Origin of the sequence: Synechococcus sp. CBW1006 (assembly GCF_015840525.1) — a bacterium.
Taxonomy (GTDB): Bacteria; Cyanobacteriota; Cyanobacteriia; order PCC-6307; family Cyanobiaceae; genus CBW1002.
The window spans coordinates 922,254-935,920 of record NZ_CP060396.1 but is presented as its reverse complement, the minus strand read 5'-3'; the positions used below and the strand labels follow the sequence as shown (position 1 = coordinate 935,920).

Below are 13,667 nucleotides of genomic sequence, written 5' to 3'. Positions count from 1 at the left end.
CTTCCTTGTCCTTTCTTCTGCCTTCAGGGATCGCTCAGCAGTGACGGCATCACCCCATCGCGGTGATGGGCGATCCAGGCCTGCTCCAGGAACTCCCAGACATCCCGCCCCTGTTGCCTGAGGGTAGTGGTGACCGTGAGCAGGCGGCTCCGGCAGATCGCACCTTGGCGGGATTGGACTCCTTGACTGATCTTGCGCTGAATCACCGATTGGCGCAGGGCACGTTCTGCGGCGTTGTTGGTGGGCTCTATTCCCTCGTTCTCCAGGAAGGTCCACAACCCACCTGTCACCTTCTGGAGCTGCTGGCACGTGCGCACTGTGCTGGCCCAAGGCGTTCGCTCGCCGCGCTGGTAGCCGAGCTCTACTACCCGCTGCAGCGTGGTCTCAAAGGTCTGGCGGATCGGCCGGCAGCTTTGCTGCAAGGCGGGCCAGTCAATCTTTCCCTCCTTGTAGCGGTGCCAGTGGCCAAACAGCTGCTGCTGCAGGCCCAGCAGCTGGGCTCCGAATTCAGCGCTGGCGCCCGGGCGTTCGGCGATGGCCGTCAGGTCGCGGATCAGGTGCGCCCAGCACAGCTGGCGCTGCTTGGTGGGCAGGTGGTTGTAGGCCGAGAAGCGATCGCTCACCACAATCCCGCCAAAGGCGTTCCCCAGCAGCTCGATGGCAGCGGTCGTCGATCGACTCAGCCCTTGCACAAATACCGTCACCACGGCGGTGACCATGACCCACTGCCAGCCCCGCTTTCCAGTGGGATTGTTGCCGTCGGCATTGCCGGTGGGGGCGCCAGTTTCATCTACGTAGGCCACCGGCTGCACGCGGGCAAAAGCAAGGGCCTCCTGCATGGGCTGCTCCAGTGCTGCACTCAAGCGCTGGCGGACCCGTGCAATCGCGCCGCGGCTCATCTCCACTCCTACCAGCTGCTGGAGCAGGGCCTGGGTCTTGCTGAAACTCAACGGAAAGGCACTGCCCAGCAGGCCCACCAGTGCACTGAGCCTTGGGCCGTAGTGACTGGCCTCCACATCCGCCGGCAACGAGGCGCAGGTGCTGGTGGAACAGCAGGGGCAGACCAGGCGATGCAGCCGGTGCTCGATCACCAGCGGGGTAATCGGCGGGATCTCGATCACCTGATGGCGCAGGGGATCGAGATCCTCTCCCTGGAGCAAGGTGCCACAGCGGCGGCAGGCATCAGGGTGGTGATCCACCACCTGATCCACCCGCTCGATCGACAGCAGCTCTGGTCCGGATCCGGGATGGCCCTGCTGGCCGCCCCGCTTGCGGCCACTGCCCTTGCGCCGTTCTGGCGGCTTAAAACCCAGACCATCACTGGAGGGAGGTTTGGATGAGTTGCGAGAGCTGCGTCCGATCCGCTCACGCAGGTTTGCCAACTCGGTGGCCAAGGAGGTGAGTTGGCCGCGCAACAGCTCGATCTCCTGCTGCTGGGCGTTGATCAGCGCTCTGACGCTGGCGGGAGTTTCCAGCCAGTCGGCTTCTGGAATTCCAGCCGGATGTGCGGTCATCACAGGCGGGTCTCTACCTGAGATGCAACCGGAAATCAAGCTGTCGTCAAGGGTTCAGCAGGGCCGATGTTCGCCGCGAGCTGTCACGCCCCCTGAACGGATACCCTACACCATTGCTCGACTGATAATGGTAAGTACCGCCTGCCTGCCGCCTCCGTGGTGACGGTCAAACGCAAGTCCTCCGAGGCTTTCAAAGCCAAAGTCCGCTGGCGCGATCTGGACGTGGTGAAGAGCGATTCCTGCGTTCCCAGTGTGCTCACCACCGCTAACTCCCAGTATGGCGATGTGACCGTGGGTTTTGCCAATTATCCCAATCCTGACGGCACTCTCGCTGCTGCCGACTTCGTTGCCCAGCCCTTGATTCTCTGAGCCTGCTCAGCGACACGACAGCGCCTGTCTGCCTGGATTTACTCAGCCCGTCAACAGGCGCCTTTGCGCTGATGATGAACTTGCGATAATGGAGGATTCGAGTCTCTCCTTGGCCGGGCTCAATGCTGAGGTAACGCAGTCAGTCGTGCTTTGTTTACGGAAGTCAGAAGGGTTGCAGGTGCGCCTGGATAGCTTGCATGGAGATGGCCAAAGTCGGTATGGTGAGCATGTTGCGCTTGGCGCTGGATTTCGCGCAGGCAACACCTTCTTGGTAATGCAGTCGATGGAGAATGCTTGCAAGACAGTGGAACTCCATCGTCTGGCGAATTGAGTTGCGAGGGTGCCGCTGGAGGCCCTTTTTCTGACGTTGATGATCTGGCAGTCAGACGCGCCTGTATCGAGGCAGAAGCCGCGCATCTGGGAGTGAAGTTTCGCTGCAATCGTGATGACGGAGGCTCGTAGGATGATGGCATTGTTGCCGGCATCCATCAGGGAAAAATCCTTGAGGTTGGATCCTGTCGCGTCATCACTGAACATCAGGCCGGCTCATGAAGTCCATCAACGCTCGCGCCAGAGGGCCCGGCCGGACTGGATATTCCCAGCCACGATCAGGTCGACGAATTGCTCGGCTCAGCGATTGAGTGGTGAGCCGCCGCTGTCCCTTTTCCGTTGGCGTCGAAGGCCCGCAGCAGCTCGATCTGGCGTTCGTAGATCGATTGTCCATGCAGGACCTGGGTCACCAGGAAGCTGGCCAGGCAGGCCACCAGGATCGGCTTGAGGATCAGCAGGTCTTTGGTGAGGGCGAAGGCGAGGAACACGGCGGTGATCGGCGTGCGGGAGCAGCCCGCCACAAAGGCCCCCATGCCCGCGAACACGAAGGTGGTGGGCACGTGGCCGGTGAGGTGCTCGGCCAGGCCCCCGCAGGCCAGGCCGATGGTGGCCCCCAGGGTGAGCATCGGCGCGAACAGGCCCCCGGGAGCTCCGGACGCTGCGGAAAGACCCGTGCTGAAGAACAGCAGGACGAAGATCCCCAGCGCCGTGCCGATTTCCACATGGCCCTCAGCCACGGCCTGCTGCAGGCCGGCATTGTTGCGGAATTCCGGCGGCAGGCAGGCATACACCAGGCCGAGGAGAACCCCGGCGATCACCATGCGGCTCACCAGATGCGGGGCGAACCAGCGGTGGCTCAGCCACTGCATGCGGATCACGTAGCGGCAGTAGAGCTCTGCCAGCAGACCCACCACGATCCCGAGCGCGATCAGGTAGAGCAGATCCACGGGCAGGAACCGGAGCATGGGGGTGAATTCCCTGTCCAGCAGGAAGCCCTTGACGTTCAGACCGCTGGACTGAAGACCCAGGGCCGTCAGTCCCATCACATCGGCCCAGGTGTCGGCCAGGAAGGTGGTGACCAGCACCAGCAGGAGCACCACCGGCCGGGCACCGCGCAGCAGTTCTTCCACGGCGTAGAAGAAGCCGCCGATCGGAGCGTGAAACACGGCCGCGATGCCCGCCCCGCCGCCGGCGGCCACGATCACCCTCAGGAAGGCCGCAGGGGCCCGCAGCACCTTGGCCAGCCGCCAGGCCACCGATCCCCCCATCTGTACCGAAGGTCCTTCGGGACCGAGCGGAAAGCCCGAGCCGATGGCCAGGATCCCCGCCACCAGCTTCACCATTGCCACGCGGAAACCCATCGGCATGGGACGTCCCTTGAGGAAGACCATCACCTGGGTGATCCCCGATCCCGCCGCCGTGGGGGCCAGCTCCCGGATCAGCAGCGCCGAGACCAGACCCCCCAGCCCGCCCATCAGGGGCAGCACCAGGGCGGCGGGAGCCATCTCCAGCAGCCTCAGTCGCCAGGTGCCCAGCCAGCCCACGCCGGTCTTGAACAGCAGGGCGGCGGCGGCGGCACTGAAGCCGGTGAGCAGCAACGCCAGGGCCACAGCCCACCAGCGCTCCTCGATGAGCCTGCGGATGCTCCGGGTGGATTGCCAGCTGTCCCTGTCGAAGTGGAAGGCCCTCAGCCGCAGGGACCGCAGGGCCTCGATGGGTGGAATCAAACTCCTGCCAGCACCTTGGCCTCCTCCTCGCTGCTCACCACGCGGCCCTGGTCTTCGAAGCCCTCGATCTGGTCGAAGTTGAGGTAGCGGTAGAGCGTGGCGCCGTTGGGGTCGATCTTCTCGGCGGCGATCGCCAGGTAGTCCTCCTTGGTGGGGATGCGGCCCAGCTGGGCGCACACCGCCGCCAGTTCGGCGCTGCCCAGGTACACCTGCGCACCGTTGCCGAGGCGGTTGTTGAAGTTGCGGGTGCTGGTGGAGAACACGGTGGTGTCGTCTTCCACCCGGGCCTGGTTGCCCATGCACAGCGAGCAGCCCGGCATCTCCATGCGACTGCCGGCCGCCTCGAAGATCGCGTAGTAGCCCTCCTGCCTGAGCATCTCCTCGTCCATGCGGGTGGGGGGGCAGACCCAGAGGCGGGCGGCATTGGCGCCCTGGCCCTCCAGCACCGTGGCGGCGGCCCGGTAGTGGCCGATGTTGGTCATGCAGGAGCCGATGAACACCTCATCGATCGGCGCGCCCGCCACCTCCGAGAGCGTCTTGACGTTGTCGGGGTCGTTGGGGCAGGCCAGGATCGGTTCGGTGATCGCATCGAGGTCGATTTCGATCACGGCGGCGTACTCCGCATCGGCATCGGCCTCCATCAGCACCGGCTTGGCCAGCCAGGCCTCCATCGCCTGGATCCGGCGGGCCAGGGTGCGGGCATCGCCGTAGCCGCGGGCGATCATGTTCTTCAGCAGAGCCACGTTGCTGCGCAGGTATTCGCTCACCGTTTCCACGCTGAGCTTGATGGTGCTGCCGGCGCAGGAACGTTCGGCGGTCGCATCCGTCAGTTCAAAAGCCTGCTCCAGCTTGAGATCGGGCAGGCCCTCGATCTCCATGATCCGGCCGTTGAACACGTTCTTCTTGCCCTCCTTGGCCACCGTGAGCAGCCCCTGCTGGATCGCCACGTAGGGAATCGCGTTCACCACATCGCGCAGGGTCACGCCCGGCTGCAGGGAACCTGAAAATCTCACCAGCACCGATTCGGGCATGTCGAGCGGCATGGCGCCGATGGCGGCGGCGAAGGCCACCAGGCCCGAGCCGGCCGGGAAGGAGATGCCCAGGGGGAAGCGGGTGTGGCTGTCGCCGCCGGTGCCCACGGTGTCGGGCAGCAGCATGCGGTTGAGCCAGCTGTGGATGATGCCGTCGCCGGGTCGCAGCGCCACGCCGCCGCGGGAGGCCATGAAGTCGGGCAGTTCGGCGTGGGTCCTGAGGTCCACCGGCTTGGGATAGGCGGCGGTGTGGCAGAAGCTCTGCATCACCAGATCCGCCGAGAAGCCGAGGCAGGCCAGCTCCTTCATCTCGTCGCGGGTCATGGGCCCGGTGGTGTCCTGGGAGCCCACGGTGGTCATCAGCGGCTCGCAGCTGGTGCCCGGCCGCACGCCCGCCAGGCCACAGGCCTTGCCCACCATCTTCTGGGCCAGGGTGAAGCCCTTGCCGGTGTCGGCCGGGGCCACCGGCCGGATGAACAGATCCGAGGCGGGCAGGCCCAGCTGGGCGCGCACCTTGTCGGTCAGGGAGCGGCCGATCATCAGGGGGATGCGGCCGCCGGCCCGCACCTCGTCGGTGATCGTGCTGGGCTTGAGCTCGAAGCGGGCCACGATCTCGCCGGCGTTGGCTTCACCGGCCGCCCGCTCGATCGTGCCGGCATAGGGGCGGATCGTGATCACATCGCCGGAGTTGAGGGCGGTCACGTCGCACTCGATCGGCAGGGCGCCGGAGTCTTCAGCCGTGTTGAAGAAGATCGGCGCGATCTTGCTGCCCAGCACCACGCCGCCGCTGCGTTTGTTGGGCACATGGGGGATGTCGGTGCCGGTGTGCCAGAGCACCGAGTTGATGGCGGATTTGCGGGAGCTGCCGGTGCCCACCACATCGCCCACGTAGGCCACCGGGTGGCCCTTGGTCTTGAGCTCGGCGATCAGCTCCAGGCCGCCGGGCATGCGGGTCTCCAGCATCGCCATGGCGTGCAGGGGGATGTCCGGCCGGGTGGTGGCGTGGGTGGCGGGGGAGAGGTCGTCGGTGTTGGTTTCGCCCTCCACCTTGAACACCGTCACGGTGATCTCGGCCGGCAGCTCGGGCTTGGCGGTGAACCACTCGGCGGCGGCCCAGCTGTCGATCACCCGCCTGGCGTAGGGGTTGCGCTCGGCCAGCTCGAAAACGTCGTGGTAGGCGTCGTAGACCAGCAGGGTGCGGCTGAGGCCCTCGGCCGCTGTCTCGGCGATGGTGCTGTCGTCGCTGCTGAGCAGTTCGATCAGGGCGCCCACGTTGTAGCCGCCGATCATGGTGGCCAGCAGCTGCACGGCTTCCACCGGGCTCACCAGGGGGCTGCTGACGCTGCCCTGGGCCACGCCGCTCAGCCAGCCGGCCTTCACGTAGGCCGCCTCATCCACCCCCGGCGGGATGCGCTCGCTGAGCAGGTGCAGCAGAAAGGCCTCCTCCCCGGCTGGCGGTGCCGCCAGCAGCTCGGTGAGGGCCTGGGTCTCGGCGGCGTTCAGGGGCAGGGGCGGCACCCCCAGGGCCTGCCGTTCCGCCGCGGCGGCGCGGTAGCTGCTGAGGACACTGGCCGGATCGGGGGAGGAGCTGGCAGGGCTCGAGCTGGCAACGGTCATCCCAGGGGTTTCGGCTTCTGCCCTCCATTGTTCTTGCCAGCCCGGCCGGCTGTTGGTGGCGACCGTTGCCAAAGGTTCACTCCGAACGGCCCGCGGAAGCCGATGACTAGGGTGAAGTCCGTTCCGCGGCGCCAGACGAGCAGCCCAGGGTTCATGACAGCCACCTCCGATCTGCACGTGGTGGAGACCCGGCCCCTCGTTCCACCGGCACTGCTGCACCGGGATCTGCCGATCACGGAGACCTCTTCCGCCACGGTGCAGCAGGCCCGCGAGCGCATCAAGGCGATCCTGCGCGGCGACGATGCCCGCATGCTGGTGATCGTGGGTCCGTGCTCGGTGCACGATGTGGCCGCGGCCCAGGAGTACGCCGCGGCGATTCAGGAGCTGCGCCAGCGCCACCGCGGCGAGCTGGAGGTGGTGATGCGGGTCTATTTCGAGAAGCCCCGCACCACCGTGGGCTGGAAGGGGTTGATCAACGATCCCCATCTCGACGGCAGCTACGACATCAACACCGGCCTGCGCCGCGCCCGCACCCTGCTGCTCCACCTCGCTGAGATGGGACTGCCGGCCGCCACCGAGCTGCTCGATCCGGTGGTGCCCCAGTACATCGCCGACCTGATCAGCTGGACCGCCATCGGCGCCCGCACCACCGAAAGCCAGACCCACCGGGAGATGGCCTCGGGACTGTCGATGCCGATCGGCTTCAAGAACGGCACCGATGGCAGTGCCACCACCGCCATCCATGCCATGCAGGCGGCGGCGCGGCCGCACCATTTCCTGGGCATCAACAGCGAGGGGCAGGCCTCGATCGTGACCACCACCGGTAATCCCGATGGTCATCTGGTGCTGCGCGGCGGCAAGACCGGCACCAACTACAACCGCGAAGCGATTGAGGCGGCCTCCCTCTCCCTGGAGAAGGAGAACCTGCCGGCCCGGCTGATGGTGGATTGCAGCCACGGCAATTCCAACAAGGACTACCGCCGTCAGGGCGAGGTGCTGGAGCAGGTGGCCGAGCAGCTGCGCCAGGGCTCCCGGCGGGTGATGGGCGTGATGCTGGAAAGTCATCTGGTGGCGGGCAGTCAGAAGATCCCCAAGGACCTCAGCCAGCTCGCCTACGGCCAGAGCATCACCGATGCCTGCATCGATCTGGCCACCACGCGGCAGTTGCTCGACCATCTCGCCGCTGCGGTGCGCCAGACCTGTGATCGGCAGCTGGCGGCGGCATGACGACCTGAATCCTGCTAATTGGCACTCAAGGATTGCGAGTGCCAAAGTATGATGATTCCATCGAAATGTTCCTTGTGGACATGCGATCTCTTGGATCTCGGTACGTTTGGACTCCTCGTGTGATTCAGGAGTTCCGTGATGAGCTATCTCCTGCAGTTCTGTGGCCTGACCGACCCTCTCCAGCTCTTCTATCTGGAGCAGACGGCAGGGCCGGCCTTCGGGGGCTTCCGCCCCTTCCAGCTCGACGACCTGCTCGCCTGGGCCGTGGACACCGCCCGTGGCCGCTGCTGGGATCCGGCGCTGATCGAGCGCACCGTGCTGGATGAGTGGATCGAGCGGGCTGATGTGATCCGCCAGTGGCAGCTGCGGCTGCGGGAGGAGCCGGCGGATCGGATGGTGGTTGCCGGACTGGGCACGCAGCGCGACTGGGAATGCCGCTGTGAGCACTTGCTGCAGGCCTGAGGGCTCGGCGGCTACAGGCTGGCTCCGGGGTAGCAGAGGCTCCAGAGCCAGCCCACGGCCAGGGGCACCGTGAGGTTGTCGAGGCCGAGCAGGGCCGCCTGCTCCAGCAGGCAGGCCACCAGGGCGATGCCGATGGGGACCAGCCAGGTCGTGGCGCCGCCGACGGCCGGGCTGGGCACTGCCGAGAAGGCCTGCAGCAACAGCAGCACGCTGAGGCTGGCGGCGGCCATGGCGCTGGTGCCCGCCACGGATTTGCGCTGGCCCCAGAGACGCCAGCTGGGCGAGGCGACCGAGACACCCACCAGGCCCGCCAGGCCATCCCCCCAGGCCATCACCAGCACGCCCGCTGCCACGGCAGCGGCCTGATCCGGCCAGTACAACCACAGCAGCAGGGTGACAGCGGCTCCGTAGGCCACGGTGCCGTAACTGGCGCGGCCCACGTCTTCGATGGCGGGCAGCACCCGCAGGCGGTGATTGAGAGCGGCCAGGGCGGTGATCAGCCCAGCCAGGCCGATGGCAATGTTGCGGTCGATCCCCAGCCACCAGGCCAGCAGGATCACCGGACCGCAGCCCACATGCACGACCTTGCGGCGCCACTCACGTTGCTCAGGCCAGCGCTTCGCCATGGCCGTGGCGGCTCCTGCCAGCAGGCCGAGCCAGAGGGCCAGGACGCCGATGCCGACCAGCTGGCTCAGGGCCCAGTTGTCCACCGGAAGGGTCGTGCTCAGGCAGCCTGCTGTCCGTAGGTGGTGCGGTTGCTCATCAGCCGCAGCTTCATGATCGCCTTGGTTTCAAGCTGCCGCACCCGCTCGCGGGAGACGTTGATCTGGCGGCCGATCTCGGCGAGGGTCTGGGGTTCGGTGCCCTCCAGACCAAACCGCATCTGCAGGATGCGGCGCTCGCGTTCGTTCAGCTGGGCCAGCCAGGTGCCGAGGTGCTCCTTCTGGAACAGGCGGTCCATCGATTCGATGTGCGCCCCGCTGGCCGGATCGGCGATCAGTTCCCCCAGGGTGCTGCGGTCTTCGTCGCCACGGGCGTGGGCGTCGAGGGAGGCGCAGGGGGCGCTCTGCGAGACGAGGTCTTCGAGTTCGTTCGGAGGGATGCCCATGGCATGGGCCAGCTCCAGCCGGTTGGGCTGACGGCCGAGCCGGTGGGAGAGCTCGCGCGAGATCCGCCGCATCTTCGAGAGTTTCTCGCTGATGTGGATCGGCAACCGGATCGTGCGGGCGCTGTTGTCAATCGCGCGGGTCATGCCCTGGCGGATCCACCAGTAGGCATAGGTGGAGAATTTGTAGCCCATGGCGGGGTCGAATTTGTCGACGGCCCGCTCCAGTCCGATCGCGCCCTCCTGGACCAGGTCGAGCAGCTCCAACCCCTGATTCTGATATTTCTTCGCCACGCTCACCACCAGGCGCAGGTTGGCGGCCATCATCCGGTCCCTCGCCCGCTGGCCCATGCGGATCTGGCGGCGCTGCTGGGTCGTGAGGGTGTCAGCAGGCAGCTCCAGCAGACGCTTGCCCTGTTGCACGTGATGGGCCAGCTCAATTTCTTCAGCCGGTGTGAGCAGTGGCACACGGCCGATCGTGCTCAGGTACCAGCCGATCGTGTCGGCGCTGATGCGGCCGACAGCCTGCTTGGCAGCACTGGCGGATTTGCTTGGTGTGCGGCGCCCGCTGACGTTCTCGGTGTTGGCGATTACGTCATGAGCGGAACGCTGAGGCGTACTCATCACCCCGGCCTCCGTGAGTTGGTGGCCGGAATGTAGCAGCGTTATTGCTGGGATGAGGAATGTAAACGAAAGACATCCTGTAAGCAAGACAACGACAGGGTGGTGCTTGTGTAACGGATGTTGCTGTTTCGCTTCAACGTGCAGAGCTGAGGCCGCCGCGCCAGAGCCGGATCAGAGTCTCCTGGGTCTGGAGACCATCCCCTTCAGGCTGCAACTGCTCAAAGCTGCCATCGCTGCGCATGTGCCAGGCGCCCGTGTCGCCCAGATAGAGCTCCAGCAGATCCTCCAGCTGCCCGCGCAGCCGAGCGTCTTCCACCGGCGCCACCGCTTCGACCCGTCGATCCAGGTTGCGGGGCATCCAGTCGGCGCTGCCGAAGTACATCTCAGGGTTGCCGCCATTGGCAAACCAGAACAGGCGCGAGTGTTCGAGAAAACGACCGATCACGCTCACCACCTGGATGTTCTCGCTGATGCCCTCCACTCCGGGCCTGAGGCAGCACATGCCACGGATCACCAGCTCGATTTTCACACCGGCCTGGGAGGCTTCGTAGAGCAGGCCAATGATCGCCGGATCAACCAGCGCATTCATCTTGGCCCGGATGTGACCACCCTGGCCAGCCTTGGCGAGGTCAATCTCGCGGCGGATCAGCGCCTCCATGCCCTTGCGCAGGGTGACCGGCGCCACCAGCAACTTGCGGAAACTCTGTTGTTTTGAGAAGCCGGTGAGGTAATTGAACAGCTCCACCAGGTCCTGGCCGAAATCGGTGTGGGAGGTCAGCAGTCCCACGTCGGTGTAGAGGCTGGAGGTGCGGGAGTTGTAGTTGCCGGTGCCGATATGCACATAACTGCGCAGAATCTGCTTCTCCTTGCGCACCACCAGCAGGATCTTGGTGTGTGTCTTCAGACCGAGCACCCCGTACACCACATGCACGCCGGAGCGTTCCAGCCGCCGGGCCCACTGGATGTTGTTGTCTTCATCGAAGCGGGCCTTGAGTTCCACCAGGGCCATCACCTGCTTGCCGTTCTCTGCCGCCCGGATCAGGGCGGCCACCACCGCCGAATCCTTTGACGTGCGATAGAGCGTCATCTTGATCGCCAGCACCGACGGGTCGTCGGCGGCCTGGTTGAGGAACTCCTCGACCGAGGTGGCGAACAGGTCATAGGGATGGTGCAGCAGCACATCGCCCTGGCGAATCGTCGCGAAGATGCTCTGGAAGTCCTCCTCCTTCAGCGAGCCGTCGTCCAGATGGCTGCGCTGCGCCCGCGCCAGCGCCGGCACGGTGCGGCCCTGGAAGGGCTTGTCTTTCAGCTGGGGCAAGGGGATCGCCAGCAGGCTCATCAGGTCATCGAGGCCGAGTGGACCGTTGACGCGGTAGAGGTCCTGCGCCTCCACGTTCATCCCTTCCATGAGCACGTGGATCACGTCATCGGGCATTTCGTCGGCCACCTCAAGCCGCACCACCTCGCCGCCCTTGCGCCGCTTGCGCAGGCCCTCCTGCAGGGCCTCCATCAGGTCGTCGGCCTCAAGGTCGCGCAGCTCCAGGTCAGCGTCGCGGGTGACCCGGAAGAAGTAGTGCCCCTCGATCGTCATGCCCGGGAACAGCAGTTGCAGGTTGAAGGCCACCACCTGCTCCAGCGGCACCGCGGTGAACACCGGCTTGGGCCGCTTGCCGCTCAGATCGCTGGGGATCTCCACGAAGCGGGGCAGGATCTTCTGGGGAACCTTGACCCGCGCGAACTGCTGCTGGCCCGTGTCTGGGTCGCGCACCAGGGCCGCCACGTTGAGGCTGAGGTTGCTCACGAACGGGAAGGGATGGGCCGGATCCACCGCCAGGGGGGTGAGAACCGGGAAGATGGCGGTCTGAAAGGTGTGATCCACCCACTGCCGCTGGCGGTTGCTGAGGTTGGCGTAATCGATCAGATGGACGCCGTACTCGGTCAGCTGGTTCTTGAGCGAATGACGGTAGTGCTGCTGCTGCAGATCCAGCAGGGGGCGGAGTTTGGCCTGAATCGCCTCCAGCTGCTGCAGGGGTGTGCGGCCATCGTCGCTGAGGCTGGTGACTCCGGCTTCGAGTTGCGACTTCAGCGACGCCACCCGCACCATGAAGAACTCATCGAGGTTGTTGCTGAAGATGGCGCTGAACTTGGCCTGCTCCAGCAGCGGGGTGTGTTCATTCAGCGCCTGGGCCAGCACGCGCCGATTGAAATCGATCCAGCTCAGCTCGCGGTTGATGTAGAGCTCGGCAGCGACGGCGGGCTCGCCCATGGTGTTCTGCTGTCGGCGGTGCTGACGCGACGCACGCTGCCGGTTCCTCTCCGGCAACGTAGCAATCTCACTCCGTTGCTCCCGGTGACGCCGTTGCTTGACCGGGCAGCCCCCCGGCCACCAGCAGGGCCACCCCCACCATCAACACGGTGCCGAACCAGAAGGGGCTTTGCTGCCCCACGGTTTCGTAGGCCAGGCCCGCCAGCGGAGGCCCCACGAAGCCGGTGAGGCTCTGCAGGCCCTGGAGGCTGCCCAGGGCGGCTCCCTGACCACCCTCATCGAGCCGGCGGGAGACGAGGCTGCGCAGGCTGGGGGTGACCAGACCGGTGCCGGTGGCCAGGATCGCCAGGGCGATGAACACCTGCGGCTGGGCGTTGCCGACCGTGGTCAGCAGGATCAGCAGAAACCCCACGATCACCAAGCCGATGCCCGCCAGGGTGAGGCGCCATTCACCGAAGCGCTGCACCAGCGGTCCGATCAGGCCGCCCTGCACCAGGGTGGCCACCACACCCACCACCAGGAAGGCCAGCGCCGACGTGGTGGGTCCCCAGCCGAAGGCCTGCTTGAAATAGAGCACCAGCACGGCCGTGAAGCCGTTGAAGGCCAGAAAAAACAGGAAGAAGGCCGCACTCAGGCGACGCACCTGCGGGTTGGCGAGCACCCGCGCCAGCTGGGCGAAGGGTTGCAGATCGCGCTTGCGCGGCAGGGGTGATCGGGCCTCTGGCGGATGGGTTTCGGGCAGCAGCAGGACCACCAGCACCAGGTTGAGGGCGGCGATCGCCACGGCCAGCAGCAACGGCAGGGTGATGGTGATCCCGGCCAGGGCGCCCCCCAGCGCCGGTCCGAGGATGAAGCCCAGCCCGAAGGCCACCCCGATCAGCCCGAAGGCCTTGGCCCGCTGTTCCGGTGCCGAGATGTCCGCCAGCACCGCAGCGGCGGTGGCGGCGGTGCCGCCGCTCACCCCATCGATCAGCCGCGCCGCGAACAACAGCCCCAGGGGCCAGCCGGCCGCCGCCGCCGCTGGCCAGAGGCTGGCCCAGGGCAAGGCCAGGGTGAGGGCAAACATGCTCAGCCCCAGCAGGGAGCCCGTCACGCAGACCATGATCACCGGCCTGCGGCCGTAGCGGTCGCTCAGGGCGCCGATCAGCGGTGTGAAGCCGAACTGGGCCAGGGCATAACTTCCGGCCAGCAGCCCCAGCACCCGTCCGTCATTGGTGATCCCCGCCAGCAGGTAGGGCAGCAGCGGAAACACGATGCTCTCGCCCAGCCGGTCGTTGAGCAGGGTGATGAAGACGCACAGGAGGGTGGAGGGGCGCGTCCAGCGCACGGCGAGGGGCCCAGGGGGGGCCTCACATTCCCATGGCCCTCTGCAAGGGAGGCGCGCTGGGCGCCACC

At 66.1% G+C, this 13,667-nt stretch carries 10 protein-coding genes; 3 read left to right on the top strand and 7 right to left on the bottom strand.

Going from position 1 to position 13,667, the window contains the following annotated elements; genetic code table 11:
• Nucleotides 1-23: 23 nt before the first annotated feature.
• Nucleotides 24-1,514 carry an IS66 family transposase gene (locus tag H8F26_RS04405; RefSeq protein WP_197153750.1) on the bottom strand — a complete coding sequence of 497 codons (1,491 nt, stop codon included), beginning with the start codon at nt 1,512-1,514 and terminating at the stop codon, nt 24-26.
• A gap of 159 nt (nt 1,515-1,673) precedes the next feature.
• Between H8F26_RS04405 and H8F26_RS04400 the strand changes: the two genes are divergently transcribed.
• Complete coding sequence (locus tag H8F26_RS04400) at nt 1,674-1,883, top strand: hypothetical protein (RefSeq protein ID WP_197157756.1); 210 nt, start codon at nt 1,674-1,676, stop codon at nt 1,881-1,883.
• A 608-nt stretch (nt 1,884-2,491) separates the two neighbouring features.
• On the opposite strand, the gene H8F26_RS04395 is transcribed toward H8F26_RS04400, so the two are convergent.
• Nucleotides 2,492-3,910, bottom strand: a complete 1,419-nt coding sequence (locus tag H8F26_RS04395) for a ClC family H(+)/Cl(-) exchange transporter (protein ID WP_197158977.1) — start codon at nt 3,908-3,910, stop codon at nt 2,492-2,494.
• A gap of 26 nt (nt 3,911-3,936) precedes the next feature.
• Nucleotides 3,937-6,588: a bifunctional aconitate hydratase 2/2-methylisocitrate dehydratase gene (gene acnB, locus H8F26_RS04390; protein ID WP_197157754.1), complete on the bottom strand. Its 2,652-nt coding sequence runs from the start codon at nt 6,586-6,588 to the stop codon at nt 3,937-3,939.
• Between the two features lie 153 nt (nt 6,589-6,741).
• Between acnB and H8F26_RS04385 the strand changes: the two genes are divergently transcribed.
• Together H8F26_RS04385 and H8F26_RS04380 are read left to right on the top strand one after the other, a co-directional pair.
• Nucleotides 6,742-7,815 carry a 3-deoxy-7-phosphoheptulonate synthase gene (locus tag H8F26_RS04385; protein WP_197157752.1) on the top strand — a complete coding sequence of 358 codons (1,074 nt, stop codon included), beginning with the start codon at nt 6,742-6,744 and terminating at the stop codon, nt 7,813-7,815.
• Between the two features lie 138 nt (nt 7,816-7,953).
• Entirely contained in the window at nt 7,954-8,277 is a 324-nt protein-coding gene (locus tag H8F26_RS04380; RefSeq protein WP_197157750.1) for a hypothetical protein, read from the top strand.
• A gap of 11 nt (nt 8,278-8,288) precedes the next feature.
• On the opposite strand, the gene H8F26_RS04375 is transcribed toward H8F26_RS04380, so the two are convergent.
• The 4 genes from H8F26_RS04375 to H8F26_RS04360 all read right to left on the bottom strand — a co-directional run bounded on the left by H8F26_RS04375 (nt 8,289) and on the right by H8F26_RS04360 (nt 13,599).
• Nucleotides 8,289-8,987 carry a diacylglycerol/polyprenol kinase family protein gene (locus H8F26_RS04375; protein WP_231598125.1) on the bottom strand — a complete coding sequence of 233 codons (699 nt, stop codon included), beginning with the start codon at nt 8,985-8,987 and terminating at the stop codon, nt 8,289-8,291.
• A gap of 14 nt (nt 8,988-9,001) precedes the next feature.
• The gene (locus H8F26_RS04370; protein WP_197157748.1) at nt 9,002-10,006 is read right to left on the bottom strand and encodes a sigma-70 family RNA polymerase sigma factor; all 1,005 of its coding nucleotides are present in this window, start codon (nt 10,004-10,006) and stop codon (nt 9,002-9,004) included.
• Nucleotides 10,007-10,139: 133 nt separating this feature from the next.
• Complete coding sequence (ppk1, locus tag H8F26_RS04365; RefSeq protein WP_197157746.1) at nt 10,140-12,272, bottom strand: polyphosphate kinase 1; 2,133 nt, start codon at nt 12,270-12,272, stop codon at nt 10,140-10,142.
• Nucleotides 12,273-12,339: 67 nt separating this feature from the next.
• Complete coding sequence (locus tag H8F26_RS04360; protein WP_231605466.1) at nt 12,340-13,599, bottom strand: MFS transporter; 1,260 nt, start codon at nt 13,597-13,599, stop codon at nt 12,340-12,342.
• Nucleotides 13,600-13,667 lie beyond the last annotated feature (68 nt).

Bases quoted from the DNA above. Each gene is read 5' to 3' on its own strand.
- H8F26_RS04405 (WP_197153750.1), bottom strand. From the start codon at position 1,514: ATGACCGCACATCCGGCTGGAATTCCAGAAGCCGACTGGCTGGAAACT.
- acnB (WP_197157754.1), bottom strand. From the start codon at position 6,588: ATGACCGTTGCCAGCTCGAGCCCTGCCAGCTCCTCCCCCGATCCGGCC.
- H8F26_RS04385 (WP_197157752.1), top strand. From the start codon at position 6,742: ATGACAGCCACCTCCGATCTGCACGTGGTGGAGACCCGGCCCCTCGTT.
- H8F26_RS04380 (WP_197157750.1), top strand. From the start codon at position 7,954: ATGAGCTATCTCCTGCAGTTCTGTGGCCTGACCGACCCTCTCCAGCTC.
- H8F26_RS04370 (WP_197157748.1), bottom strand. From the start codon at position 10,006: ATGAGTACGCCTCAGCGTTCCGCTCATGACGTAATCGCCAACACCGAG.
- ppk1 (WP_197157746.1), bottom strand. From the start codon at position 12,272: ATGGGCGAGCCCGCCGTCGCTGCCGAGCTCTACATCAACCGCGAGCTG.